We start from the raw sequence: 25292 nt of genomic DNA, 5'->3' as shown, positions 1-25292 counted from the left end.
TCTTCTTATCAAAACTATTTTTATCTGGCAGTCTATTTAACTGCTGTTTTTACTACCAATATACACAATAACATTTCATTATTTATTATTATCTCAAAACTGTTACAGGAAAGTTGCAACGAATATTCTAAAAAAAGCCAGGCAACAGTTAATATAAAATTGAAGAATAAAATCAACTGCAAAGCAGGCAATTTTTAAGCCTGATCTCAGGATCTTTTTAAAATAAATGGGTTTGGCTCTCAGGTAATGAGCTGAGAGTTTTCCAATAAATTAAGTTCCTTATCCACAGTTTTCAATTCTGTTGTCGTGGATATTTACATTAGTTTCTTTTGTGTTTAAGCGTACTACTGCAGGGGAAGGCAAGTCATGGAAATAGTTACCAGAGGCTTCTATGTTCTTAAGAGTTCCCTGTAATTCCAAACCAGCGTATCCACCACCAGATGTAGTACAATCATTGTTTGTCATTACACCATTGGTAACGGAATCGAACCGAACGGACGAATTAGTCCGGTTAATAAATTTAGAGTTCTTAACTGTAATGCCGTTTACATGATAGGCATACACACCATCGTGACCACACTTGTTTACAGTTACTGTGTCGATCATGATGTTGCTGGATTTTGAGATAAGCATGGCGTCGTTACACCCGTTCTGGAATGTCATGTCCTGAATTGTTAACCCATTAACGCTTATGAGTGTTGCCATATTGTAGGAGGAAGTTCCAAGCCTGACATTAGGATAATAGTCTGACTGACTGCCATCAACAGTAAAACCTTTAATTGTAATGTCGTTTGCAGAACTGCCTCTAATCATAAGCATGGCTTTCTTTTCTGCAATGCTGCTCTCGCGGCTGCCCCAGAGAGGTAGTCCTTTGGCAAGCTTAATTGTTACATTGGAGTCTCCTTCAAGGACTGTGCTGCTACCGATTCTGAGTGAATCGCTTATATCGTATGTAAATGGACCTTTAAGGTGGACAGTTGTGCCCGGGTTATTTGCGGCAAATTCGAGAGCCTGGTTAATCTCAACGTCGTCGGCTTTCCCATCAACATTATAGTCTCCACTTCCGTCTCCTGCAACAGTTACTACCTTTGAACTCTGTGTACTCGCAGCGCCTAAAGAAGCCGGTACGGTTATTAAAATAAAGCATGTTACCAGGAATAGGGTTCCTAGTTGTCTTTTAAGCATCGTATCACCTTTGGGTTGGATTTTTATAGGGATTTAAGTGAAATTAAAATACATACAGTAAGGTACTTTCTTCCCAATTATCTTTAAAAATTCCATATTACGTACTCGTAATACTTACTTTTCCGAACTAATCTAATCAGGTAGGGATTTTCGAATTCTTTAACAGAATTCCCTGATCAGGTCGGCTCTATACTGGTATAATTCCTATTACGTCTGCGTAATATTTTCGAACCTATCCAATTCGGTTCTTTTGATTTAATGGGGCATACACGCTGCACACAGAGTCTCCACTCTCCAATCACTTATAGGGATTAGTCACTGGAGGTGGCTGGAAACTAGAAGTTTTGGATTACAAATCAAAACTTGCTACTGACCACAGGACAGCATCCTTCTGGTCAATACTTTCTGTTTACTTATAATGGTCTTTTGCCACAGGTCAACTCTACTTTTAAAAAGCTGTCATTCAGCGTTGTCGAATTCCTGAGTTGACACACAGGCTTATGCAGTCCTATTATAAAATGTTTTTGGCACTTTATAAAATAAGTTTTAACAGTATGTCGTTATTTTGGTGTTCTATAATGTTTAAGATAATAATAAATTAAATTTTCACAATAGATCTCAAATCAACTACATTGTCAACTCCATAAGGTGTAGGTTTTTATTCAAAAGAAAAAATACAATCGATATGTTCAGATTGTCTAAAAAAAGATCCAGAACGATTATTAAATGTAAACTTATAATTGTACTACTTAATTTAAAAACGCATCTGGTAGACGTGCTGCCCACAAAAATAAATGCTCTGGGCATTATCCTGGAGTCTCTGAATCGGAGTTTATCCTACCTTTAGACAATTGTATATTTCCAAAAATTTAATGGGGAGCTTTACAGAGTAAAAAGGCAGTTAATTGCTGGACAATTCGACCTTTTGAGTGGAATTCTCAGCAAAATATTTTGTCACTTAATTTATGAAAGAGTCGATTAAAATTCAGAAAGGTATCGCTTGATAATAAGGATATTTTTGAGCATGCCCTTGGGAATTGAGGTTGTACAATCAGCTACGGTAAATTTATCTTTCCAAACTTCTTAGTAATTTGATTCTTGTTTTGATATTGATTTTTGATGCTAGTTTGTTGATTTGTTTTCTTCACTGTCTCCGCCAGAAAAACAAACACTTATGCTGATCAGAGATCAAGATTTTTATATAAATGTCCTTCATAACTTTTTATATAAATATCCCACCTGAGATAAAGCAAGAACTGAATGTTTTATAGTCCTTGACGTAAGGTATTACACACATTAACTCATATTATCCTTTTATGGTGGGGAAGGAACAAATTGCTATTGATCAGAAGTTAAGTCTTGATGAGGTTAACTCCTTGATCAAACATGAAAATAACTCTCGCGTTCTAAAAAGGCTTTATTTTATCAAATTTAGGTATTTAGGAGATTCTGTTGAAGAAGCTGCCATCAAAGTTGGGGTAACTAAGAAATGTGGCTATTATTGGCAAGATTATTGGAATAAAGGCGGCTATGCCGCCTTGATGCCACAATTTGGTGGAGGAAGAAAGCCTAAGCTTACTGACGAACAAATGATAGAATTAAAGAGTTTGTTGAAAAAGAAAGATTTCTGGACTACCAGAGAAGTATTAGAGCTAATAAAGGAAAAATATGGCGTTGAGTACTCATTAAAAAGGATAGGAGTTATACTGAAAAACTTTGGAATGCATCATTCAAAACCTTATATTCTCGACTACAGGAGACCTAAAGATGCAGAAGAAATTTTAAAAAAAGTTAAGTGAAACAGTTCCAAAGTATCCTCTTTCACATTAGAAATATGTAATAGGTTTCCTTGATGAATCCTCACCACAAACAAAAGCAAATACGCAGCGTTTGTGGTCATTTACAAAATCTTCAATGATAAAAAATACAGATTACATAAAGGCAAATGTATTTGCCTTTTACTCAATTAATGGGAATAATCTGATTGATTTTAAAGAAAGTTCAAAGGCAGAAAGTGTATGTGAGTTTCTTGAAAAAATAGCGAAAGAGAACAGAGGAAAAATCATAGTACTTATACTTGATAATTTTAAAGCACATAAAGCAGATAAAACAAAAATGAAAGCAAAAGAATTGGGAATTAAACTTGTGTTTCTTCCACCTTATTCACCAGATTTGAATCCTGTAGAGTTAATATGGAAAACAATTAAAAGAGATGTATCGGTCAGATTTATTCAATCAAAAGAACATTTGAGAAATATAATCAAAAATGAATTTAACAGGATAGAGGGTTCGATATCATTTGCAAAAAGTTGGATAGAAAAATTTTATCCACAAATTAAAAGTGTAATTAGTTGAGAGAAGAACTATAAGTTCTTGAATTAACATTCCTGGGCTTTAACCGGAAGCACGGGGAATCTCGGCACATACCGTTTTCCAATATAAACCTTTTGCTAGCTTTGGTAAAAATGAATTCATTTAAAAATGCTTTTTCCCATTCTGCTTATCCAGGCATGTATGATTTGAAAACGAGGCTGCTAATGCGGTTTTTAGAAAAGGTTTTTAAGGTTTGGTTAACTTTCTTTAATGGCTAGGGTTTGAAAAGACTCTAGTGTGAGGAAAAATGAGGGAGTCTTTTTATCAGAAGAGTTTTATATAATTCGTTTAATACAGTTAATTATATATAGATTCTTAAATACTGTTAATTGAATTTAGTTAAGATTCATAATTAATATCTATTGTAATGGGTATTAATTATTATTCAAAAGTGATATATTGGGGACAAAAACGAACCCATTATTTAAATAAACAGTACTCAGGAGTAACTTGAGATGAAGTTCGGAATTGAATTTGTGCCGAGCGATCCTGCCTTAAAGATCGCATATTACGCAAAGCTCTCAGAACAGCAGGGATTCGACTATGTCTGGATCACTGACCATTACAACAACCGTGATGTGTACTCCACTCTCACCGTTCTGGCTCTTAACACCAACAGTATAAAGATCGGTTCCGGTGTTACAAATTCCTACACCAGAAACCCCGCAATAACAGCATCCAGCATTGCCTCAATTGCTGAAATTTCAGGTGGAAGGGCAGTCCTCGGTCTCGGTCCAGGAGACAAGGCAACCTTCGATGCCATGGGCATTGCATGGGAGAAACCTCTTGCAACCACCAGAGAAGCTATTCAGGCAATCAGAGCTTTCATCTCAGGCCAGAAGGTATCTATGGATGGGGAAATGGTTAAGTTCGCAGGTGCAAAGCTTGCCTTTAAAGTTGGAGACGTTCCCATTTACATGGGTGCCCAAGGTCCCAAGATGCTCGAACTTGCCGGTGAGGTTGCAGATGGCGTCCTTATCAATGCATCCCACCCGAAGGACTTCGAAGTTGCTGTCGAGCAGATCAAGAAAGGAGCTGCAAAGGCAGGCCGTGACCCGAAAGAAGTCGATGTTACAGCATACGCCTGCTTCTCAATTGACAAAGACCCTGCAAAGGCAGTCAATGCTGCAAAAGTCGTTGTTGCATTCATTGTTGCAGGTTCCCCTGACCTTGTTCTTGAGCGCCATGGAATTCCAGTCGAAGCCAAGAGCCAGATAGGTGCAGCAATTGCCAAGGGAGACTTCGGAGCTCTCATGGGCGGACTCGTAACCCCTCAGATGATTGAGGCCTTTTCTATCTGCGGAACTCCTGAAGACTGCATGAAGAGAATCAGGGACCTTGAAGCAATCGGAGTTACCCAGATTGTTGCCGGATCTCCGATCGGTCCTGATAAAGAAAAAGCAATAAAGCTTATAGGTAAAGAAATCATTGCAAAGATGTAATTTTATTACATCCTTCACAATATTTTTTTATTTTTTTGGTTTTTAAAAAACATTTGTCCTTAAGGCAAGCAAATTAATGCACTGGAGGTAACTAATGCCACCAAAGATTGCAGAAGTCATTGAACATGACATATGCGCAGCCTGCGGGGCATGCGAGGCCGTATGTCCCATAGGGGCTGTAACTGTAAAGAAGGCGGCAGAAATTCGTGATCCGAATGATCTAAATCTTTATGAGAAAGGAGCTGGATATCTGGTTTGTGAAGGTTGTTTAATCTGCAGCAGAATCTGTCCGGTAGTAGACGGTTTCATTGAGAATGAGCTTGCAAATGTACGCAAGTTTTTTGCCGCCAGATCTAAGGACAGTGCCGGTAGCCAGGATGGAGGAGTAGCCAGCGGCATCCTGAAAACTCTTTTCAATCTGGATAAGATAGATTGCGCCGTCGGAATTACTCGAAACGAGAAATGGGAACCTGAAGTAGTTCTATTAACAAGTGCTGAAGACGTCGAGAGGACAAGAGGGACCAAGTATACCTCTGACCCGGTCGTTGCAGCTCTCAGAGAAGCCTTCGAAAAATATGACCGGATTGCTGTTGTCGGTGTGCCCTGCCAGGCTCATTCTGCAAAACTTATCCGTGATAACGTAAGCGAAAAAATTGTACTTATTATTGGATTACTCTGTATGGAAAGTTTTCATCAAGATGTAATGCTTGGAAAGATAATTCCTGAGATCATGAAAGTAAAGATCGAGGATGTCACGAAGATGGAGTTCACCAAAGGTAAATTCTGGGTCTATACCAGTGACGGCGAGGTTCACACTGTACCTATCAAGGTTGTGGCCAAATATGCACGGAATCCCTGTCATCACTGCTGTGACTACACTTCGGTCTTTGCCGATATTTCAATAGGTTCTGTCGGAGCTCCAGATGGGTGGAACTCGGTCTTCATAAGAACAGAGATCGGAGAGAAATACTTCGATATGGTCCGTGATGAGATGGAAATTATGGAAGACCCCAAGCCAGGTCTCGAACTTGTCGGAAAGCTTATTGATATGAAGCGCAAAAACAATGCTGAACATTTTGCGGAAGTATGTAAGGAGTTCACCTTTGAGACAGGTATCCGTAACGAAGTAGTCTAAATCCGTAACGAAGTAGTCTAAAACTCTGATATATTGAAAAGATAGTCAGTGCATGGTAGGAGGTTGGAATCCGGGATGGTGCGAGCTTTTTATATTGGACGTTTTCAACCGTATCATTTCGGGCACCATGCTATAATTAAGCAGATTGCGGAAGAAGTTGACGAACTGGTCATAGGCATAGGAAGCGCCCAGAAAAGCCACGAATCCACTGATCCTTTTACGGCAGGGGAAAGAGTGTTGATGCTGTACAATGCGCTTGAAAATCTCCCTATCCGGCACTATGTTCTCCCCATTGAAGATGTCAGGTACAATTCTATCTGGGTTCATCACGTTGCATCCCGAACGCCAAATTTTCAAGTAGTGTACTCAAACAATCCGCTTGTTATTCAACTCTTCCGGGAAGCCGGGTTTTGCGTAAAAGAATCCCCCCTTTATGTCCGGGAGAGATACTCAGGCACGGAGATCCGGAGGCGGATGGTTGCAGGGGAGAAATGGGAACACCTTGTTCCAAAGCCTATTGTGGAAGTTATAAGGGAAATTGACGGAGTAACTCGCTTGAGGAATGTTTCTGCCAGTGATAGTAATTCCTCGCTATGAAGGTACTCTGCATATAAGATTTTGCATTTGGTGACCTATCGTTGTTTATCAGTCTCTAAAAAGGTTTACAGCCTTTTTCTCCCTCTCAATGTAGCTAATCTTCACCTTTATTTTTTCTTTACAGTTTTCTTTACTTTTTTCATTCTTTCCTTACTCTTAACTTTCTTTGCCTTCTTTTTTCCTTAATTTCAACACTTTTTATTTTTTCCTGATTTTCAGCTCTTTTTACTTACTTTATTTCTCTAATTTTTCATTTCCTTCAATTTTGTTTCCTTTCCTTCTAACCTTTTATTCTCTATCCTGTAATTATTTATATATAGCCACTTATGAAAAACTTTTCTACCATCAATTTAAATTTTTTAGATAAGTATCAGATGTAAACAGTGTGACTTATATCAAAGAGAAAATTTCTTATAAAAGAAAGTTCTATTTCTATTTGTGTATTCTTTAAACTTTTTCATACAAATGTAGGATCAATTCCTATGTGTTTTGTTACAGTACGTTTCAACTTTTAACCTAAATTTGACATACTAGGTTAACTGCTGCAATCGATATTGTAACTCAGCACATTGGTAAGTGACTGTATTTTTGGAAAAGTTAAAGATGCATAAAATTTCAAAACTAGCAGTTTAATTTTAAACTGTTTGTTGAAATATATTGTAGAACTACCACTCAATCATATGAAAATATATCTCCCTGATAAATTGGGGGGTTTAATCCGGAAGAATATATTTTCATTGCCAGTGATAATCGGATTTAAAAACCAATATCTTTGAAATTTTCATGGTTGAGTGCATACTATGGAGGATATATTATGAGAAAAACCATGTTTAAGACAATTTGTGTTATCACGCTGGTCTTCTTTGTCATGTCTATGACAGGAGCAGCCGCGTGCTCCTCATGCTACAAGTGTAAGGTAAAAACAGATGCAGTAAATGATAAATTTACACTTAACTGTAAATCTAAATCTTACTGCAATAACGTGCTGAAGAATGACAAAGGATGCAACCTTAAAGTTGCTAAACCTGGATGTTTTAATACCAAACTGGGCGGTAAGATCTGTATTCAGAGTAATGGTAAATTCTGCTACACAAAGCCAGCAAAATGCACTAAAGCTTGTACTGACAGTTTCAAATACTGTGTAAAGGGTAAAGATGGAAGAACCGATTGTGCAACAGTTACGTTTAATATCAACTGCGACAGCTGCTCAAAGTGCACTTTTATCTGTGCAAAGAACCCCACTGGTTCAGCATGCAAAAGTTGCAGGTGCTAAGCACTTTTAAGGGAAAAGGAAGTGTTAATCTTCCGGGGTCTGATCCCCATATCCCTTACTAATTTTCTTTAAAGCAAAGCTTTTTAGGAAAAAGATTTACCAAAAACTTTTTAGGAAGAAATTTTAGCAAAAAGATTTTAGGAAGAAATTTTATCAAAAAGATTTTAGGGAAAAGTTTTATCGAAAACTTTTTAGGAAAAAGTTTTAGCAAAAAGGCAATTAATGAAAAATCAAGTAGCGAAGTCAATCCAGTCAATTGATCCAGGTCTATACTCTAATAGTTCTTCTTCACTACCGTTTAAAATGTGCTCTATGATTTTTTCTATATCCTGTCCCGCTTCCTCAATGCTTTTACCTGTCGTATTGATTTCAAAAACTTCTTCACACCATTCAAAGGCTTCAACCAGAATTACATCGAGAGCTTCAGCCTCAACATTCTCCTTTATTTTCTCTTCAGAATAGCCACGTGTTTCCAACCTCATTTTTAGTTCAGGAGGATATAACCTGAGTACAATTACAGTGTCCGCAATGTAATGAGCAAGATGGCTCTCAAGAATTATTACCTCATTTTCCTTTCCACTAATAATCTCTGCAAGACGCTGCCTGATAAGTTCCATATCTGCAATGACAGCGTCCCTTTCCTTATCAATCTCGGTGTAAAGGTGCTCCTCTTTGATGAGGTCGTTAAGGTGAATTACTTTCCAGTGCCTTTTTCTTTCAAGAAATCTGCTCACTGAGGTTTTTCCAGTGCCCGGTGTACCGGTGAGTCCTATTAACATAAAGAACAAAACGGATTTATATCAATTATACTTAATGCAGCTCTGAGAAAACATCTGAGAGCAATGTTAGTGATTGTATCCGGACCAGCGGCTTTTTTTGGTTCCTCAAACCCTGAAATTTAATGTGCCATCTTTTCAGGGTTCCCTAAAGTTTGGTAAAATATAAAAAAATGTTTTTAAGAAAAATTTTAAAATTCATAACTCTTTAGATTAGTTTGTTATGATCATCTGCCAGAAACAAATTCAATTACCTAACACCGGACCGGCTTCACTCTTTCAAAGTTCCTATAACAGGAAAATCCTTAAATATTTCAGGCCCATGAGGCGCCTCATCCATTTCTTCAGTAAGGTCCCTTCCTGAATCATGCAGTCCCTGGTGGATGCCATCCTCCCATAGATAACTGTCTGAAACATCATAGACTTGGCCTTGATAGGCAATATACATCTTGCCGTTTTTGCCGTTGTATTCTGCAAGTTCTTCAAGTGTGTATTCTTTCATTTTCCATGCCTCCATTTTAATATTTAATAGTTAATTGACGGTAACCTCAATTATACTTCATTCATACATTTAACATTTTTAACATCTCATTGACCTCAGTAGTAGGATGCTGACATTCATAATTCTGGCAGACGTATGCAGTGGCTTTTCCCTCTATAGGAATCTGGTCTTTCGTATACGTTGCCAGATTTGTAATCTCAGGATCTTTTCCTTCAGGTCTGAAAACCAGCACTTTATTGGGGATAAAATAAGCCCTGAGTTCTTCGAGTATACGTTTCGTGTCCGCAGACTCACGCTTTCCTGCAATTACCACCTGATATGTAGGGCCCAGACCAAAATCAAACGCTGATAAAAACTGGGTGTACCCTGATGGCATTTTCCTTATGAGTTTTGAAAACGCACGTTCCAGCTCCTGAGCTCTATCTTCTAACTCAGGATCTGCAGTCACTCTCGCAAGTCGAAGAAGGTTCAGCATCTCAATGGAGTTACCTGATGGTATGGCTGCATCAGCAAATTCTTTTTTCCTGAAAATAAGTGATTCACTATCGTCTGCGGTAAAGAAGAACCCACCCTGAACAGGATCCCAGAAATGTTCAAGGAATTCCTTATTAAGGCAAAGGGCTGCTTTAAGATAGCGAAGTTCGAATCCTGCCTCGTAAAGATCCAGAAGTCCATTAATCAGAAATGCGTAGTCATCAGCAGTCCCGAGAATTCCAGTTTCTCCTTCCCTATATCGGTGAAGCAGTCGTTTATCGGGACTGTAGAGCCTGCTGAGTATAAAATCCGCAGCATTTGTGGCAGCTTTCAGATACTTCTCTTCCCCAAAGACCTGGAAACCGTTTGCAAAAGCTGTAATCATAAGTCCAGTCCAATCTGTGAGAATTTTGTCATCTTTTGCAGGTCTTTTACGTTTGTTCCGGGCTTCAAGGAGTTTTTCTTTAGCTACTTCTATCCGATTCTTAATCTCGTCTGAGGGAACTCCCATCTCGGCAGCAATAGTTTCCGGGGAGCGGGACAAATAATGAATATTGGTTCCTGTCTTTTTACCTCTTATTTCCTCTTCAAAATTACCTTCTGGGCTGAGATTGAACACCTGTGTAATCAGCTCGGATTCTTCAGGACTAAGCACACTACTGATTTCCTCTAAATTCCAGAGATAATACTTTCCTTCCTCTCCATCTACGTCGGCATCTTCTCCACAGTAGAATCCACCTTCTGGAGATGTAAGATCTCTTAGCACATAGTCGAGAACTCCCTCTGCTGCTTCTCTATATAGATTCTTTCCGGTAGCCTGATAGGCTTCTATATATGCGGTCGCAATAAGAGCCTGGTCGTACAGCATCTTTTCAAAGTGAGGAACAATCCACATATTATCTGTAGAGTAACGATGGAAACCCGAACCCAGGTGGTCATGGATTCCTCCCTTGTACATGTTTTCCAGGGTGTATTCGACCATATGAAGAGCTTCGGGATTCCCGCTGCGTTTCCAGTAACGGAGCAAAAAGAATATTTTATGTGGTGTAGGAAACTTTGGGGCTCTCTGAAAACCACCATATTCATTATCAAAAGAATTCAACAATTCTTCATAAGCTTCTTCTATTATAGTCTCCCCTATGCTCTCTCCCGCTGACTCTGTGATCATATTCTGGATAGAAGCCGTGATTTTTTCAGCCGAATCAAGTATTTCTTTATTTTGCCTTTTCCAGATCTCCTCTATCCTGGGCACGAGCTCAAGCATTCCTGTCTGGTTAAAACGGGACTTTTTAGGAATGTAGGTTCCGGCAAAAAAAGGTTTCATGCTTGGAGTCATGATAATATTAAGCGGCCAGCCCCCTCTTCCTAACATAATCTGGCAGACTGTCATATAGACATTGTCAATATCAGGTCGTTCTTCCCGGTCTACTTTTATGCAAACAAAAGCCTTATTCATGAGTCTTGCTACTTCTTCGTCCTCAAAAGACTCATGTGCCATCACATGGCACCAGTGGCAGGTGGAGTAACCAATTGACAGAAAAATAGGTTTATTTTCTTTTCTGGCTTTATCAAAAGCCTCTTCTCCCCATGGATACCAATCCACAGGATTATAGGCGTGCTGGAGAAGATAAGGGCTTTTTTCATTTATCAGGCGGTTAGGTTTTCTGTATTCTTTTCCCAGTAAAATCCCTCCGGCTTTTCTCAGGTTTCTTCTTCCCGCCAGTGAGCTTTCTGTCGTTAGGAATTTTGGTTTTCCCTGCACCTTCCCTGGTCAGTATTCTGGCAGCTATCATTGCCTGCACGCCTGAAGGGCATGTAACCACAATTTCTTTGTCTCCCACGCTTTCAGTTTCCAGTAATTTTAAATTATACTGAAAATTATCATGAGCCGTAATTACAGGTGTTATACCTTTTGATTCCCCATCCCTCTGAAAGTAGATTTTTAAGGGACGCGAATTTAACTTGCTAACAGTATCCATTCTAACTCCCCAGGTTTCTAATCTATCTCCAGATACCATTCTAAACGAAATCCGGTTCTGGAATGAATTAGTCTATCCTCGATATAATGATATTCTTCCCCAAGCTTTTTGCAAGCCTGTAATCTGAAAAATTAGATGTAGCCAAATTTCCCCACCTTAAATACTCATCTCCTGAATATCAATATATCGGTATTCAGGGAGATTTTTCTTATAATATCTTAAAAAGTCTGGGAAGTCACTTTAAAAGTAATATAGACAGAAAACTTCTCAAATATGCCATTCTTTTTATTTTGAAGTTTCCGCATTCAAGTTCTAGAAAATAATTTATTTAATTGTAATAACATTATTTCAGATTGTTTGCAATAAAATTATAATTTGTAGAATATTTCAGGAAATCCCCTGCCTTTTTACTGATTGGAGCTGCCCTATACCTTCAAATTTTTCCCCACAGTTTCCAATTTTCAGAAAATTTACAACTTTTAAGGCCCTGCATGATTGTTCCTGTTTTCTTTCAGCTTTTCTGGCCTGATATATCCGAATAGAGCGCAGAAGATCGATTTTTCGAAATTCCGGCCAGAAAGGGGCACAGAAATAAGCGGCACATTCACTCCCATTAGCCTGCCAGGGAAGAAAATTTGAAATCCTTTCGTCTCCTCCAGTTCGGATAATAAGGTCAACGTTCGGAACAGAAACTCCCTGGGCTGGGTAAAGATGTTTTGAAATAAGATTCTCATCTACCTCCTCAAGGGAGAGTTTCCCATTGGAAATACAACCTGCAATATCACGGACTGCTTGAATTATATCCTGCCTGCCTCCGTAGGCAATAGCAACGTTAAGGTGAAATTTCCTGTAATTCTCCGTAGCTTTTTCTGTTTTTTCAATCGACTCATTAAGAAAAGCAGGTAGTTTTGACCTGTCTCCTATGACGCGGACCTGCATCTCTTTCTCATGTGTTCTTGGGTCAGAGTAGATTTTCAGGAACTTTTCATTGATAAGGTTGAAGAGACCGTCAACTTCCTCTTCTGAGCGTTGAAAATTTTCCGTAGAGAAGGCGTAAAGAGTAAGCTGCTTTATTCCTATCCCATAGCACCACTCAATCACCTTTTCAGTAACTTCTGCCCCCATTACATGCCCGTAACTCCGGGTCTTTCCCAGCTGTCCCGCATACCTCCGGTTTCCATCCATAATCACGGCTACATGATGTGGAATTTCTGAGTTCAGAATGTCTATCTCGAGTCTTTTCTCATATTCACGATAAAATATACTGAAGATGCGGTCTCTCAAAAGACGAAGTCCCGCTCGCAAGATTCCTCTGTTCCAGGACATTTCTTTTAAACTTTTTATACGCTTTCCTCCTTAATATACGGATATGAGAAGTACCCTCGTAAACTTCTCTCCAATGGAACCTAATTACCTTCTCTTACTCAAGATATTAATATTTCTTTTGCTTAAGAACCTCTTTGTCGTAAATGTATGTAGTTCCATATGCAGTCTTAGACAATTTAATCAAATTTAATGAGCCTCTACTTAATTCTTTCTTGAAAATCCTCTAAAATGACTACCAGAGTGAACCTTGGCAAGGAGAAATACTCTTTTATCCTCTATAAAATATGAAAAAAGTTTATTACTCAGAATCTATCTGTTAGTTGGGTAACGGGGTTAATTAGTGTAATGTTCACACCTCGATTTCATCCTTGATAAATTTCGTAAAGCTGCTTTTGTCTCCGTTCTACTTATAATATTTTCATTCTTTATGATAACTAATTCTATGGCAAATATGGATTCTCCCATTTATGGGAAAAGTTTCAATCAAAAACTGATCTGGACTGAATCTGAGATCAGCATGTGTGTAAAACTTAACGATACGTATGATGATATAATTCTGACAGATGCCCAGACAGTCAGTAATATATTCCAGACATACTTATCCAGAAACAGAGTCGGAGAGTATGCAGTTACTCCTGAGGGGACTTATGCACAACTGGTCACATTGAAATAAATTCTGGAAGCCTCCAGATTTCTAATCTCTCAGTTTTTACTTCAGATTAAATATCCTGAAGCAAGATCGAAAACCTGCTGTCAGTCCATATATTTTTCACTGTTTTAGCAGAACAGGTAGGTAATTCGAAAATTCTCACCCAAAAACAGGTAACAATAAAAGCGGCTCAGTAGTTTTCAAGCACAGAGCCGACAATGTTTTTGTAGTTTTCTTTAAGGGAATATACGTTGTGATCTCCGGAGACATTTATGCTCAGGATCCCGAGCCTTGTGTTCATAAGCCCGACCATAGCCGAGACTCCTCGGTAGCTTACCTCAAAATTCCCTTTATCCAGGTAATCGTAAACTTCACCGGTGGTGAACTTGTCTCCGGTTAGGAAGAGATTGAGCACAACCTTGCGTATCCCGCTTTCATCCCTGCCGAGATACTTTATCAATCTCGCTCTTACCCTTTCTTCCGCAGTTTGCAGTTTCTGACACCTCAGTTAAGATTGAGTTATATTGATTTTGCATTATATTACTCACTGTTCTTTTACTTATAAAAAATGTGCGACCTCCGAGTAGGGGCGCTAAGAAACGAATACCCTATATCCTTATCGTTTATATATTTTAGTATTGCTTTTTTCAATTATTTATATGAAGTATAAATTTAATATCAACATAAGAATTTCAACATGCTGCTGGCGGCGGTAAATAATCAACATTTTTTTCAGATTTAAATTTCTCTATCTCAATGTTTAAGAAAGGGTGAGAATTGTAAAGTATGTTGAAGAAGTAAAAATTGTCTATATGATTTTTACACTAAAATCTGAGTGTAAAGAACATAATTTTCGATCCCCACGCCCCTGCTCAGCAAACTCCCAGTAAATAGGATATGAAACAATATTCTATACTATAAGGATACAGGTGGACTGTATGTTCAATGAGAATTTAATGTCACCATCCCTCGTTTCCCTCGATGAAATTCCTCACCTGTGGCAACATAGCGATGTTCTTATTTTTCTTGTTGACCTGAATGATTATGACACCCTCAATACAGGTTATCTCAGCAGTATAGAATTGGAATCCCTTGCGAGATTAAAGACTAGTCATTTTAAGAGAAGGTACATTATCTCCAGAACAGTTTTAAAACGAATTCTATGCAATGTTACTGGTGAAAGTTCTGCTTCAGGAATATCTACATATAAAGACGGGGATGGAAGAGTTTGCATCCTTAATAACAGTGAGCCGTACATTTGTATCTCATACACCGAAAGTGTTGTAGCCCTTGCTATCTCAAAAGTCGAGGTCGGCATTGACATTGAGCTTGAGAAAAGATTGGCTCTTAAAAGTAATTTGAAAAATCTGAGCATGAAACTCTTATCTACGGACGAGACAATAAGTGATACCGATCTTTTAAAAATATGGACTTTGAAAGAAGCTTATTCCAAGTTTTCAAATAATAAAATGCATCTTATTTTCAATAAAAAACTGGATCTCAGCAGTGTCAACTATCGGACTTTTATTTTAAATGAAAAATATATATTATCTGTTATAACCAACTCAAAATCGCATATTATCGATATAAATTGCCTTCATAGAATCGACTTTAACTGAGTCTAAGTATTTTATATAAAAACCAGGGCTTAAAGTCCTGCATCCTGTACTATCATTTTCGACCTCATCCCTATACACATAAATTTATGGATTATACTGGTGAGTAAGCTGGTTGTACTATTTTTAGCGAGGAGGCTGAACTTTATCATTCTGGCGTAGCCGGTTGTGCTAAATTAATTTTGCTCAAATTTCAGCTTCTAAAGGGCTTTTCTGTCAACATGAAGTGGTCCACATTATTTATATAGTTGTGTTACGTAATTACCAGTGGGAATTCACGTTATTGTGGACGCAGTTGAGTATTATTAATAATTGGCGGTCTGCTATATGAAAACAAAGGGGATACTCAAACATGGAACAAATTAAGAATGATATTGTCGATTATTTGAAGGCTAATTCTTTTATGGACAATAACACTCTCCTGAATGATAATGATTCTCTCACTCAAAATGGCATAATAGATTCAATTGGTTTGCTTGAACTTATGGATTATATCTGTGAGAAATATTCTATTGATATTCCTGAGGACATGCTCACCCCGGAAAATTTTGATTCTCTTAAGGGTATTACCAATATGATAATTAAGCTGTCGAAGTGAAACAGTATGCGGATTGATGCGTATATTACCGAGTACGCCAGAAAAACCCCTCAAAGTATTGCTCTGGAAGAGGGCACAAATTCCATTTCCTATAGCTGCCTTGACAATGATATAAATGCCATTGCTTCCCATTTGATAGATTTTGATCACTGCCGGTTTGCAATACTGGCAGAGTCAGGCATGCAGTATATAAAGATACTCATGGCAGTATACCGATCAGCTAACATCGCCATTCCTCTGCCAATAGAATTTCCCAGGTTCAGTCTTGAGAAGATCCTTGACACAGCCCACATCAGCAATATCATCACAACCGATACGCAGTACTCAAGATTTGGAGAAGGATTTTTTGAGCGTTTTGGAACTGTAATAGTTATTTCCGGCAATACTTCCGTAAAAATCCTGCGTAGGAAGATCGAAACTGAAAGGAACAATCCTGAACTGCGTCTGGTTCTTTATACCTCAGGCACAACAGGTACTCCAAAAGGGGTCATGTTAAGTGACAGGAATCTGACAGCAAATGCAGAATCAATAATAAAGGTACTTCGGATAACCTCCAGTGATAAAGGAGCGCTTGTAATATCTCCTCATCATGCTTTTGGAAATTCCATAATTAACTCCCACCTGGCATCTGGAGGCTCAGTCCGGGTTGGAAATATGAATTTCATTGCCCCGGTTTTCAACCTGATAGAATCCGGCGTTTCAATATTTTATGGAGTGCCCAGTACTTACCGTATACTTCTCAAATATCCTGATAGATTCAAACGATCTTTTGCAAAGGTTAGAACCGCTGCGTCGGCAGGTGGAGGAATGGATAAAGCTACTGTGAGAGATATGAAGGAATTAGTTCCTGACCTGGAAATCCTGCCTATGTACGGCCAGACTGAAGCAACTGCTAGACTTGCCTACCTGCCAGCAGAAGACGTGGATGAGTTTGTTGACACTATAGGAAAAGCAATTCCGGGTGTTACACTGGATGTCTTTGACTCCGATTCCAATCCCGCAGACCTTAACACAACAGGAGAACTGGTTGCTACTGGGGATAATATTATGCTGGGTTATCTGGACGACGAGATCGCAACTGAAAAGAGAATTATAAACGGTTGGCTCCATACCGGCGACCTCGCACAGAAACTGCCCAATGGATATATCCGACTCCTCGGGCGCAAAGACGACCTTATAAAAATAGGTGATCATCGTGTTAATCCGAGAGAGATTGAGAAAAATATAGAAGAGAACACCGAAGTCTCCAGGGTTTTTGTTGTACCAGTGCCCCATGAACTTATGGGAACTGCAATCAGTCTCCTGGTCATACCTGCAGAAAGAACAGAAATCGAAAAGCTGTTTTCGTTCTGCCGGAAAAACCTGCCAGGTTACCTGTGCCCAAGAGAAATATTATTCATTAATCATCTACCCTTGAGCGAGAACGGGAAAATATCCAATCGATCCATTATAGAGGAGTACAAACATGTCAAAGCTAATATGTAAAAAGTGTATTCTTGATTCCGATATTCCAGGTATACAGATTAACAAGGAAAGTGGTCTCTGCCATTTCTGTGAGACATATACCCCTCTTACTCCTCAGGAAAGGACTGAGTACCTTACAAGAATTGAAAAGCTTTTTGAACAATACGTGGGGGCAGGAAACTACGATATAATTTATGCACTTTCTGGGGGCAAAGACTCCTCATACACCCTTTATAAACTTAAAAAAGATTACCCCTTTTTGAAAGTTCTGGCTGTTCAGTTCAATAATGGTTTTACTTCCGAGGGTGCAATTAGAAACGCAAAAAAGATGTGCGAGATTACAGGCTGCGATTATTTCCAGTTGACAATGAAAGAAGAAATTCTGCTGGATACATTCCGAAAAGCTGCTGAATCTTATGATGCCTTTCCGAGATTTGCCAAATATCGAGCCAGTGATATCTGTAACGTTTGCATCAGTATCATTAAGCAAAAACTGATTGAAAAAGCCATCACTGAGAAGGCTCCTTTTATTGTATTTGCTTTTACAGCCGGGCAGTCTCCTAATCCTATAATCCCTCTATCCGCTAATTTTATCCAGTGGTCAAGAAACCTGTTTGAAACCCAGCTCCAAAAAATAGGCATCGATGATAAGGATGAACTGTTCCTCCTGAAAAAAGCGGTTCTTGCAAATCTCGGTGAGAACGTTCCGAGTATCCTGCACCCTCTCTGCTTATGGGATTATAATGAAGATATAATACTTGAGACCCTGCTGGAAATCGGTTGGGAACTCCCTGGAATCAATGACAGCAACTCAACTAACTGTACCTTGAATTCCTTTGCCTGTTACAACCACCTGAAAAAATATGGATTCCATCCATACACCTTTGATATTGCAGGGCTTGTCCGAAGCGGGGATATGCCCAGGAAAGAAGGGTTTGAGAAAATTACTCAGGAACTGTCTCAACCCCTGATAATGGAGGCTGCAAAGAAGCTAAATTCCAATTTAAATCTGTTTTAAAACTTTTTAACTAAGATTCAACATAAGTGGTACATAACTAAGATTCAACATAAATGGTATTCATTCCGAGGGTTAAGCTATGGAGGCAGCAGAAGGTAAAAATGTCCAGATTCTGGAAGAACTTAATCGAGATATTGAATATTTAGCTTTAAATCTCAGGAAATTTATTAGAAAGCAAGTAACTGGTTTTAAGAAAAGAGGAGTGGTCATAGGAGTTTCTGGAGGAATAGACTCTGCCGTAGCACTAACCCTCTGCGTACAGGAACTTGGGAAGGAAAATGTGTACTGTCTTCTCCTTCCTGAAGACGAATCTTCTCCTTCCAGCGCAATCCTTGGAGCCGAAATCTGCGAGAGCCTTGGAGTGCCATACGAGGAAGTGTCCATCTCCCCTATCCTCAGGTCACTTAACATCTATGATAAGAAGGAGCAGATTATAAAGAGAACCTGTCCTGATTACGACCCTGATATACATAAGACTTCACTGGTTCTTCCTGATTTCCTTACCCATGGGCTTTTGAATGTTCCTTATATACAGCTTGTTAAAGATGGAGTACCTTCTGGAAAGTACAGGCTTAAAGCGAATGATTATCTGGAATTAATAGGGCTGCAGAATGTCAAGCAGAGATCTCGAATGCTTGTTCAGTATATGTATGCTGAGAAGTTGAACTATGCCGTTTGCGGAACAACCAATAAGACAGAATTGCTTCTTGGCCAGTTTGTAAAATATGGGGATGGAGGCTCAGATTTTGAACCTCTTGCTGACTGTTATAAGGTTCAGGTTTATGCCCTGGGTAGACTGCTTAATGTCAACGAAGATATTCTGAAACGTCCTCCAAGTGCTGATACGTGGAACCATTTTACTACTGATGAAGAATTTTACTGGCGTATGCCTCTTCAGATTCTGGATCAGCTGCTTTACGCTCAGGAGCACCAGTTGCCGATGGAGGTGATTGAAAAAAATACCGGATTATCAAGTGACACTATAGAAAAAACCTGGAGACATATCAAAAGGATTAGAGATAGCACGGAGTATGTACGAGCCGTGCCGCCTGTCTGCCATATTGGTAGGTAAACTGCGATAGTGCCTGGAGGCAGAATTATTATGGCTAAAATCCCGGTTAAAACCAGAATTTTCAGGAATAAAATAAATTTAAACAATAATCCAGAAGTGCGAGTATGAATACCAAGGTTTCAATTGCTCGATGCCATGATTACTCAAACGTGAAAGACGCGGTTAAAGAGGCGCTGAACCTGATAGGCGGGCTTGAGAAAATTATAACTTCTGGCAACCGCGTACTTCTCAAACCCAATGTGCTTGCTATCCGATCGCCAGAGGATGCCGTCACAACCCATCCTGCAGTAGTAGCTGCAATGTGCGAGCTTGTCTCAGAAGTGGGAGGTATCCCAGTTATAGGGGATGGTTCAGGTATTGTAAAACCCGGTTCTACCTCTACTTCTCAGGCGCTTAAGAAGTCAGGCATTGAAGGAGTTGCCTCAGATTACGGGGTGGAGCTTATCAATTTTGAGACATCAGGCTATGTTGAGGTTGATGTTCCGGGTGCCAGGGAGTTCTCACGACTGCACATCTCAAAAGCTATACTTGAAGCTGATGTAATTATCTCGCTTCCAAAGCTCAAGACCCATGAACTCACACTGTACACTGGGGCTGTAAAAAATTTCTTCGGCGCAGTACCTCAGAAAATTCGAAAACAAGCTCACTTTCTGGAGGATCGACGCCGTTTCGGGGAAGCAATTATCGACATATATTCTGTCGCCAAACCCCAACTTGCAGTTATGGACGGTGTAGTTGGAATGGAAGGAAATGGTCCGGCCAATGGTACGCCTATTTTTGCAGGCGTAATTATGGCAAGTTATGATTGCGTAGCCCTGGATATTGTAGCTTCAGAGCTTATAGGAATCGATCCTTTGAAGGTTCCTACAAATAGGGCTGCTCTTGCAAGGGGATTTGGGACTGGGCATCCTGAGGTTGTAGGGACACCTCTTGAAAAGGTGAAGATCGGGTTTAAAAGACCGGAAGGTGGAATCACTGCTTACATACCTTCTTTTCTCATGAGAATACTTCGAAAGCAGTTAGCTGTAAAACCCATTATTAACACTTCAAATTGTGCCCTTTGCAGAGCCTGTGTTTCGAATTGTTCGGCGTATGCCATTGAGGAAACTGACAGGATACTGAAAATTAACGATGAGAAATGCATTCAATGTTACTGCTGCCGTGAACTTTGCCCTAACGATGCGGTAGAAATAAAGAAATCACCGCTTCTTAAACTTGTAGCCCGAATCAAAAGTTAACAGAAAAGTCATCCGGAAGTTAGTATGTTAAGTATACTGAAAATTATTGTATTCAACGGTTATCAATATCGGGTTTAATTGAGCATAAACTATAGGAATATATTTATTCGTTAAAACCCATTGAAAAAAGTATAAATTATTTAGATAAGTAGGGGGGTATTAGCATGGCTACTTTAGTATCCAATAGAGACAAAGTAACTTTTGGCGAAATAGCTGACCATTACCACAGCAATAAACTCCTGTTTGGAATTAAATATTTTAAGAACTGGGTTCTGGAGCGGCTTGCTTCAAGCGTTCCTGTTCCTTCCTGGAGGGCAACATTGCACAGGATGCGGGGTGTAAATCTCGGGCAGAATGTATATGTCGGCTATGACGTAGTTTTTGATAGGATTCACCCTGAGTTAATTACGGTAGGGGATTATTCTGAAATTGGCGACCGTTGCATACTGTCTGCTCATACAAGAGGCAGTTTGACTACAAGGCAGGCATATCCGAGAACTATGGCTCCCATAAAAATCGGAAGGGGGGTTTCTGTGAATCCAGGATGTATAATTACTCAGGGGGTTGAAATTGGGGATAACTCAATAATAGGTATCGGATCCGTAGTTAGCCGCAGTATTTCTCCAAATAGTCTTGCTCTTGGCTATCCTGCCAGGGTTGTAAAAAAACTCGAGGGTGTAGGTGAACTTAAGACCTGATTTGAACACCTTTGCCCTTTTAATTCTTCACTTTTCTCTTGATCTCTCTTTCGATTGTCCAAGTCTTCACGTCTTTATTTTTCATTTTTCTGCTCTGTACTTTAGCTCAAAGCCATATTCACTCAGGGCAAAAAGTGCCATCATTATTACGGAGAAAATTAGAAAAACCGATACAAAAGATGTCATCAGGTAATCGAGAAGTCCTGTTCTCATAAAACTTACATCTAACATTGAGAATACGCTGATATCTTTCTCATATAACGGATAAAGGTACTCACAGCCACCTTCACTGATGTCGTCCAGCAATAGGTGTGAAGCAAAGGCAGCTTCTGCAAAAAGGCCGAGATGTATTGCTTTTCTAGGCTCTCTGTATATAACGTATCCTGTGACTATCCCTAGCAAGACTGCAGGAAGACTGAACAGAAGTGAATGTGTTGGAATCGGGCCAGCCCAGCAATGTTCCATAGTACCGTTTACTAGAAGGCTGTGAACAATCATGATGTCTGGGAATAATGAGCATACACTGCCTACGAATAGTAGCGGTAGTAAATGCTTTGAGCCTTTGAGAGAAAGCTCCCCTCGAAAAAACGATTTGACAGTAGCGTAGACTGCTACTGCACTGATACAGAGTACGAAGAATAGAACATGTACGACTGGATAAGGCATAAGAAAACACTTATTATTCCCTGAATAAAAAATTTCATGAACTTTAAACTAAATTTGTTTCCAAACTATTTAATATTTTTTATGGGATTTGTGAGAGAAAAAGCGCATTTATGTAAAAATTATATAAAGGAGTTGGTGATATTTAAAAACGGATTTTCCTGCCAGTCTATTTGCGCGGAGAGTGCCTTAAAGAGGAATTAATTCTACAAGTAATCCGTCTTCGAATGGATATCTTTCAATAATCAGAAGTTTAGATCCCGAAGGCTCCAGTTCTTCTCTAATGTTTTCTTTGAACTCTTCAAGCACCCACCAGGCTACCTCGATTTTTCCGTCTTTTATCTCAAAGAATTCTGATGGGATTTCCATACCCTGCAGGGTTTTTTCTGCAAGTTCCTGATCTCCCCCTTCGATTACCCCATATACAAGGGTGCCATCGTCGGTGACTTCGTCAAATTCTCTTGCGGTATTCTTTGCAATCCGCTTAAACCTGTTGCGGAGCTGGACTGCGTCCTTGTAGGTCGAGGAACAAAAATGAACTTTTCTACATGCAGGCATTGCCTTCCTGGCAAATTTGCAGGATCCTGCAGCTGCGCTGGATGTGTCGGACTCAAGACAAAAGCCATTTCTCAGAAGAGCATCGGAGTTGTTATCTGAGAATTCCAGTTCGTTCAGGTTAAGGAAAACTTCCATTTCTTCTGCAAAAGCTGCGACTTTCTCTGCTCCCTCAAGAGTAGGAATCTCGATTCCGGCTTCGATTCCGAGTTCTTTTGCATTCTTCAGAGCAGTTGCATACGGACTGTTTTTTAGATATTCCCAGCATTCCTGTGGTGGATGTAAACGGATCTCATCAAGGTCTGCATCTGCGAGCTTTTCAAGAATCTGTCTACTAGGAGCCAGGGAAGTATATAGATGGATGTGATGCTCTTTTCCGAAAGCAGCCTTGAGTAGCCGGATGTAGTGCAAAGCTCTCTCGATTTTCAGCAGGGGCTCTCCCCCTGTAATCCCTGTCCCGAGAGCATTCATCAGCTCCGCTTCTTTCAATAAATCTTCATCGCTTTTTATAGACCTCTCATTAGCAAAAACAAGGTCTTTTCCACGCCTTTCATGGGAAAGCGGGCAGTAGAAACAGCTCTTAGGACAGAGGCCTGTTACGAAGAGTACCATTTTTGCGCCTTCCTGACAGAGCCTGCACCCATCTGAAAGATAACTGTAAAAAGAGCCGGTTTTGTCTTCAATGATCTTTTCCATACCTGAACCTGCATATCCTTTTTTTCTATATAAGGCTTGTTTTTGACTCTCCAGAGTTTCAGTATGAAAATAACTTCACTAAGAAGAGTTTAGCTGAGAAAATGATATATTTATAGGGTGCTAAAGGTTTGCTGATGTCAGAAAAAACTGGATACGTCGCAGTTTTCGGCTGTAAAAGGTGCGGAAAATGCAAGAATATCTGTCCTGTGGACGCAATTTACGAGGAGAACGAGCTTTCAAAGATCGATACTAAAAAGTGCACCCTATGTATGAAATGCATAGACGAGTGCACTAACAGGTCTATTATTTATATGGAGTGAGATGTTGGTATGGAAAAAAGTCCAAATGGCGCGAAAGGGGTTCCTATTAGTATTGAAGAAACACAGGTTGATCTTGAGAAGATATTTAATGGAAAAATTATAGACATTACAGCCCCGATCTCCCCTTTAACACGGATTTTCCCGGGTGACCCAGTAACTGCAATTGAGAGAATCTGTACGCTTGAAGATGAAGGCTGTGCCGTATCAAGGTTAAGTTTTGGAAGCCATACCAGTACTCATGTCGATGCCCCTTCTCATATCTTGGAAAACGGCCTGACTGTTGACAAACTGGAACTCAAAAACCTCATGGGTAAAGCCCTTGTTCTTGATTTTTCTTCAGTAGCAGGTGCACTAACTGCTGAAATTTTTGAGAAAGCCTTCAGTAATACAGTTTCCCCTGAAAATATCCCTGTTCTTCTTTTGAAAACCGGAAATTCTTCCAGAAAACAAATAAGTGAAGTTGAGGTCAATCTGCATAATGCAGAGTCGGGGTCTCAGGATGCAGAATCCTGGAAAGAAAAATTTGGCTCTGCATACCTTGACGAAAGCGGAGCAGCTTGGATTGTGGAAAATGGGTTCAGGACTATCGGAACCGATAGCTTTTCCGTAGATTGCCTTTCTGCGGAGATTCTACCTGCCCATCATATCCTTCTTTCAGGTAATGTGAATATAGTAGAATGCCTTGAGCTCAGCTTCGTTGAGGCCGGGATCTATTTCTTCCTCTGCCTTCCCCTGAAAATTGAGAACTGCGACGGAGCGCCCGCAAGAGCCATATTACTTCCTTACTTTTGACCCTTTACTTTTGATCTTTATTTCTGGTTTATTGTTTCTGACTTCCTGATGCCCTTTAAAAATGAGACATGGTATACCTTATTCCATTCTGCGTGACCAGTTCGAAGAGGAACTCTCCTGAAACTTGGGACTCGATTACTACTCCCGTTTTTTCATGGGTTAACGGTATCTGGGTGCTTTTTTGGCTTCCCGAAAGCATCCAGTTTCCCTGGGAGTCTTTTTCACCTTTTATAAAATTCACTGGTTTTCCTTCAAGAAATAATCTTTTTTTAACCCCATTTTTATACTGGTAAATAATAGTGTTGTTTTCAGGAATCCATTCCGAGTCACTCAGCTGCCCATTACAATCGGGATCAGGATCCACTCCAAAGCTGATGTACCTGACTGAAGCTGGAAAGGTAAACTTGAGGGTACACATTGTTCCCTCAGGACTGTGACTCTCAGCAGAGTTCCGGGCATACCCATCCTGAATCGAAAGGATGGCCAGGGAAGCGGCTTCAACCTGGGCTTTAATTTGTGCATCTTCCAGAACAGGATCAGCGATGTTCCAGGCCTGGATTAGCAGAATTAGCACCGCTGCAAGCAGTCCGAGATATAAGATTAATTTCATCGGGATAGTATCTGCAGCTGTGGTATCTGAAGCAAGACTCCTCATATAAGATTAACACGCTATACATAATAAAAAATTTTACTTTACCTTTTAACGGATAGCCTTTGATTGATGGATTCTCTCTGACAATTGAGGGTAAAAGGAAAACTTGAAGGATAAGAACAGATTAAAACATAACAATAGAAGATATAAAGAATGGATAATTGAAGGATAAAATAAGAAGTTTCTGAAGGAAATACAA

At 39.6% G+C, this 25292-nt stretch carries 24 protein-coding genes and 1 pseudogene; 15 read left to right on the top strand and 10 right to left on the bottom strand.

Translation table 11 applies throughout. From position 1 onward, the window contains the following. Positions 1–279 precede the first annotated feature (279 nt). Positions 280–1185: a right-handed parallel beta-helix repeat-containing protein gene (locus AOB57_RS03475; RefSeq protein ID WP_054297915.1), complete on the bottom strand. Its 906-nt coding sequence runs from the start codon at positions 1183–1185 to the stop codon at positions 280–282. Between the two features lie 1316 nt (positions 1186–2501). On the opposite strand from AOB57_RS03475, the pseudogene AOB57_RS03470 reads away from it, so the two are divergent. The 5 genes and pseudogenes from AOB57_RS03470 to AOB57_RS03450 all read left to right on the top strand — a co-directional run bounded on the left by AOB57_RS03470 (position 2502) and on the right by AOB57_RS03450 (position 8005). Continuing rightward, a pseudogene (locus AOB57_RS03470) lies at positions 2502–3540 on the top strand (IS630 family transposase). A 473-nt stretch (positions 3541–4013) separates the two neighbouring features. Continuing rightward, positions 4014–5000, top strand: coding sequence for a 5,10-methylenetetrahydromethanopterin reductase (gene mer / locus AOB57_RS03465; RefSeq protein ID WP_054298652.1), 987 nt, complete (start codon positions 4014–4016; stop codon positions 4998–5000). A gap of 94 nt (positions 5001–5094) precedes the next feature. Then, the gene (gene fpoF, locus AOB57_RS03460; protein ID WP_054298651.1) at positions 5095–6135 is read left to right on the top strand and encodes a F420H2 dehydrogenase subunit FpoF; all 1041 of its coding nucleotides are present in this window, start codon (positions 5095–5097) and stop codon (positions 6133–6135) included. 75 nt (positions 6136–6210) lie between these two features. Further along, on the top strand, positions 6211–6732 hold the full coding sequence (locus AOB57_RS03455; RefSeq protein WP_054298650.1) for a nicotinamide-nucleotide adenylyltransferase: 522 nt from the start codon (positions 6211–6213) through the stop codon (positions 6730–6732). Positions 6733–7546: 814 nt separating this feature from the next. Beyond that, a complete protein-coding gene (locus AOB57_RS03450) occupies positions 7547–8005 on the top strand; it encodes an Ig-like domain-containing protein (protein WP_054298649.1) in 459 nt (152 codons plus the stop codon). A 230-nt stretch (positions 8006–8235) separates the two neighbouring features. On the opposite strand, the gene AOB57_RS03445 is transcribed toward AOB57_RS03450, so the two are convergent. The 5 genes from AOB57_RS03445 to uppS form a co-directional block, all read right to left on the bottom strand. Next, the gene (locus tag AOB57_RS03445) at positions 8236–8784 is read right to left on the bottom strand and encodes an adenylate kinase family protein (protein WP_054298647.1); all 549 of its coding nucleotides are present in this window, start codon (positions 8782–8784) and stop codon (positions 8236–8238) included. Between the two features lie 268 nt (positions 8785–9052). Then, positions 9053–9283, bottom strand: coding sequence for a cytochrome b5 domain-containing protein (locus AOB57_RS03440; protein ID WP_054298646.1), 231 nt, complete (start codon positions 9281–9283; stop codon positions 9053–9055). Positions 9284–9344: 61 nt separating this feature from the next. Then, a complete protein-coding gene (locus AOB57_RS03435) occupies positions 9345–11438 on the bottom strand; it encodes a thioredoxin domain-containing protein (protein WP_054298670.1) in 2094 nt (697 codons plus the stop codon). Continuing rightward, positions 11413–11736, bottom strand: a complete 324-nt coding sequence (locus tag AOB57_RS03430; RefSeq protein WP_167829525.1) for a rhodanese-like domain-containing protein — start codon at positions 11734–11736, stop codon at positions 11413–11415. Before AOB57_RS03430 ends, AOB57_RS03435 begins: the two co-directional genes overlap by 26 nt. Before the next feature lie 387 nt (positions 11737–12123). Further along, entirely contained in the window at positions 12124–13020 is an 897-nt protein-coding gene (uppS, locus tag AOB57_RS03425) for a polyprenyl diphosphate synthase (RefSeq protein ID WP_193726288.1), read from the bottom strand. A gap of 484 nt (positions 13021–13504) precedes the next feature. Between uppS and AOB57_RS03420 the strand changes: the two genes are divergently transcribed. Next, entirely contained in the window at positions 13505–13735 is a 231-nt protein-coding gene (locus AOB57_RS03420; protein ID WP_054298644.1) for a hypothetical protein, read from the top strand. Positions 13736–13901: 166 nt separating this feature from the next. Here the strand turns inward: AOB57_RS03420 and AOB57_RS03415 are convergent, their stop codons facing one another. After that, positions 13902–14171: a DUF2551 domain-containing protein gene (locus AOB57_RS03415; protein WP_054298643.1), complete on the bottom strand. Its 270-nt coding sequence runs from the start codon at positions 14169–14171 to the stop codon at positions 13902–13904. 496 nt (positions 14172–14667) lie between these two features. Between AOB57_RS03415 and AOB57_RS03410 the strand changes: the two genes are divergently transcribed. The 7 genes from AOB57_RS03410 to AOB57_RS03380 all read left to right on the top strand — a co-directional run bounded on the left by AOB57_RS03410 (position 14668) and on the right by AOB57_RS03380 (position 21415). Beyond that, positions 14668–15330 carry a 4'-phosphopantetheinyl transferase family protein gene (locus tag AOB57_RS03410; RefSeq protein WP_226999622.1) on the top strand — a complete coding sequence of 221 codons (663 nt, stop codon included), beginning with the start codon at positions 14668–14670 and terminating at the stop codon, positions 15328–15330. A 349-nt stretch (positions 15331–15679) separates the two neighbouring features. After that, complete coding sequence (locus AOB57_RS03405) at positions 15680–15925, top strand: acyl carrier protein (RefSeq protein ID WP_054298641.1); 246 nt, start codon at positions 15680–15682, stop codon at positions 15923–15925. A gap of 6 nt (positions 15926–15931) precedes the next feature. Continuing rightward, entirely contained in the window at positions 15932–17410 is a 1479-nt protein-coding gene (locus AOB57_RS03400; protein WP_054298640.1) for a class I adenylate-forming enzyme family protein, read from the top strand. Then, positions 17391–18407, top strand: a complete 1017-nt coding sequence (locus AOB57_RS03395) for an adenine nucleotide alpha hydrolase family protein (protein ID WP_054298639.1) — start codon at positions 17391–17393, stop codon at positions 18405–18407. The genes AOB57_RS03400 and AOB57_RS03395 overlap by 20 nt, the downstream gene beginning before the upstream one ends. Before the next feature lie 79 nt (positions 18408–18486). After that, positions 18487–19479, top strand: a complete 993-nt coding sequence (gene nadE, locus AOB57_RS03390; protein WP_054298638.1) for an NAD(+) synthase — start codon at positions 18487–18489, stop codon at positions 19477–19479. A gap of 104 nt (positions 19480–19583) precedes the next feature. Continuing rightward, on the top strand, positions 19584–20717 hold the full coding sequence (locus AOB57_RS03385) for a DUF362 domain-containing protein (protein ID WP_054298637.1): 1134 nt from the start codon (positions 19584–19586) through the stop codon (positions 20715–20717). A 164-nt stretch (positions 20718–20881) separates the two neighbouring features. Next, positions 20882–21415 (top strand): acyltransferase, encoded by a 534-nt coding sequence (locus tag AOB57_RS03380; RefSeq protein ID WP_054298636.1) that lies wholly within the window; start codon positions 20882–20884, stop codon positions 21413–21415. 81 nt (positions 21416–21496) lie between these two features. Here the strand turns inward: AOB57_RS03380 and AOB57_RS03375 are convergent, their stop codons facing one another. Both AOB57_RS03375 and AOB57_RS03370 read right to left on the bottom strand, forming a co-directional pair. Further along, on the bottom strand, positions 21497–22081 hold the full coding sequence (locus tag AOB57_RS03375) for a metal-dependent hydrolase (RefSeq protein WP_054298635.1): 585 nt from the start codon (positions 22079–22081) through the stop codon (positions 21497–21499). 186 nt (positions 22082–22267) lie between these two features. Beyond that, positions 22268–23329 carry a radical SAM protein gene (locus tag AOB57_RS03370; protein WP_054298634.1) on the bottom strand — a complete coding sequence of 354 codons (1062 nt, stop codon included), beginning with the start codon at positions 23327–23329 and terminating at the stop codon, positions 22268–22270. Positions 23330–23463: 134 nt separating this feature from the next. Here AOB57_RS03370 and AOB57_RS03365 point away from each other — a divergent pair, with 134 nt between their 5' ends. Next, entirely contained in the window at positions 23464–23649 is a 186-nt protein-coding gene (locus AOB57_RS03365; RefSeq protein ID WP_054298633.1) for a 4Fe-4S binding protein, read from the top strand. Positions 23650–23658: 9 nt separating this feature from the next. Then, complete coding sequence (locus AOB57_RS03360) at positions 23659–24441, top strand: cyclase family protein (RefSeq protein ID WP_082384199.1); 783 nt, start codon at positions 23659–23661, stop codon at positions 24439–24441. Between the two features lie 55 nt (positions 24442–24496). On the opposite strand, the gene AOB57_RS03355 is transcribed toward AOB57_RS03360, so the two are convergent. Next, the gene (locus AOB57_RS03355) at positions 24497–25096 is read right to left on the bottom strand and encodes a hypothetical protein (protein WP_054298632.1); all 600 of its coding nucleotides are present in this window, start codon (positions 25094–25096) and stop codon (positions 24497–24499) included. Between the last annotated feature and the right edge of the window lie 196 nt (positions 25097–25292).

The sequence above is a fragment of the Methanosarcina flavescens genome, from assembly GCF_001304615.2.
GTDB classification, from domain to species: domain Archaea; phylum Halobacteriota; class Methanosarcinia; order Methanosarcinales; family Methanosarcinaceae; genus Methanosarcina; species Methanosarcina flavescens.
The sequence above is the reverse complement of the archived record's forward strand: the minus strand, read 5'-3'. Positions and strand labels throughout refer to the sequence as shown.

What these genes read in the sequence shown, in the direction of transcription:
- AOB57_RS03400 (WP_054298640.1), top strand. Translation starts at nt 15,932, where the DNA reads ATGCGGATTGATGCGTATATTACCGAGTACGCCAGAAAAACCCCTCAA.
- AOB57_RS03375 (WP_054298635.1), bottom strand. Translation starts at nt 22,081, where the DNA reads ATGCCTTATCCAGTCGTACATGTTCTATTCTTCGTACTCTGTATCAGT.
- AOB57_RS03405 (WP_054298641.1), top strand. Translation starts at nt 15,680, where the DNA reads ATGGAACAAATTAAGAATGATATTGTCGATTATTTGAAGGCTAATTCT.
- AOB57_RS03395 (WP_054298639.1), top strand. Translation starts at nt 17,391, where the DNA reads ATGTCAAAGCTAATATGTAAAAAGTGTATTCTTGATTCCGATATTCCA.
- AOB57_RS03420 (WP_054298644.1), top strand. Translation starts at nt 13,505, where the DNA reads ATGGCAAATATGGATTCTCCCATTTATGGGAAAAGTTTCAATCAAAAA.
- AOB57_RS03430 (WP_167829525.1), bottom strand. Translation starts at nt 11,736, where the DNA reads ATGGATACTGTTAGCAAGTTAAATTCGCGTCCCTTAAAAATCTACTTT.
- AOB57_RS03360 (WP_082384199.1), top strand. Translation starts at nt 23,659, where the DNA reads ATGGAAAAAAGTCCAAATGGCGCGAAAGGGGTTCCTATTAGTATTGAA.
- AOB57_RS03440 (WP_054298646.1), bottom strand. Translation starts at nt 9,283, where the DNA reads ATGAAAGAATACACACTTGAAGAACTTGCAGAATACAACGGCAAAAAC.
- AOB57_RS03365 (WP_054298633.1), top strand. Translation starts at nt 23,464, where the DNA reads ATGTCAGAAAAAACTGGATACGTCGCAGTTTTCGGCTGTAAAAGGTGC.
- nadE (WP_054298638.1), top strand. Translation starts at nt 18,487, where the DNA reads ATGGAGGCAGCAGAAGGTAAAAATGTCCAGATTCTGGAAGAACTTAAT.
- AOB57_RS03475 (WP_054297915.1), bottom strand. Translation starts at nt 1,185, where the DNA reads ATGCTTAAAAGACAACTAGGAACCCTATTCCTGGTAACATGCTTTATT.
- AOB57_RS03380 (WP_054298636.1), top strand. Translation starts at nt 20,882, where the DNA reads ATGGCTACTTTAGTATCCAATAGAGACAAAGTAACTTTTGGCGAAATA.
- AOB57_RS03445 (WP_054298647.1), bottom strand. Translation starts at nt 8,784, where the DNA reads ATGTTAATAGGACTCACCGGTACACCGGGCACTGGAAAAACCTCAGTG.
- fpoF (WP_054298651.1), top strand. Translation starts at nt 5,095, where the DNA reads ATGCCACCAAAGATTGCAGAAGTCATTGAACATGACATATGCGCAGCC.
- AOB57_RS03385 (WP_054298637.1), top strand. Translation starts at nt 19,584, where the DNA reads ATGAATACCAAGGTTTCAATTGCTCGATGCCATGATTACTCAAACGTG.
- AOB57_RS03410 (WP_226999622.1), top strand. Translation starts at nt 14,668, where the DNA reads ATGTCACCATCCCTCGTTTCCCTCGATGAAATTCCTCACCTGTGGCAA.
- AOB57_RS03450 (WP_054298649.1), top strand. Translation starts at nt 7,547, where the DNA reads ATGAGAAAAACCATGTTTAAGACAATTTGTGTTATCACGCTGGTCTTC.
- AOB57_RS03455 (WP_054298650.1), top strand. Translation starts at nt 6,211, where the DNA reads ATGGTGCGAGCTTTTTATATTGGACGTTTTCAACCGTATCATTTCGGG.
- mer (WP_054298652.1), top strand. Translation starts at nt 4,014, where the DNA reads ATGAAGTTCGGAATTGAATTTGTGCCGAGCGATCCTGCCTTAAAGATC.
- AOB57_RS03355 (WP_054298632.1), bottom strand. Translation starts at nt 25,096, where the DNA reads ATGAGGAGTCTTGCTTCAGATACCACAGCTGCAGATACTATCCCGATG.
- AOB57_RS03370 (WP_054298634.1), bottom strand. Translation starts at nt 23,329, where the DNA reads ATGGAAAAGATCATTGAAGACAAAACCGGCTCTTTTTACAGTTATCTT.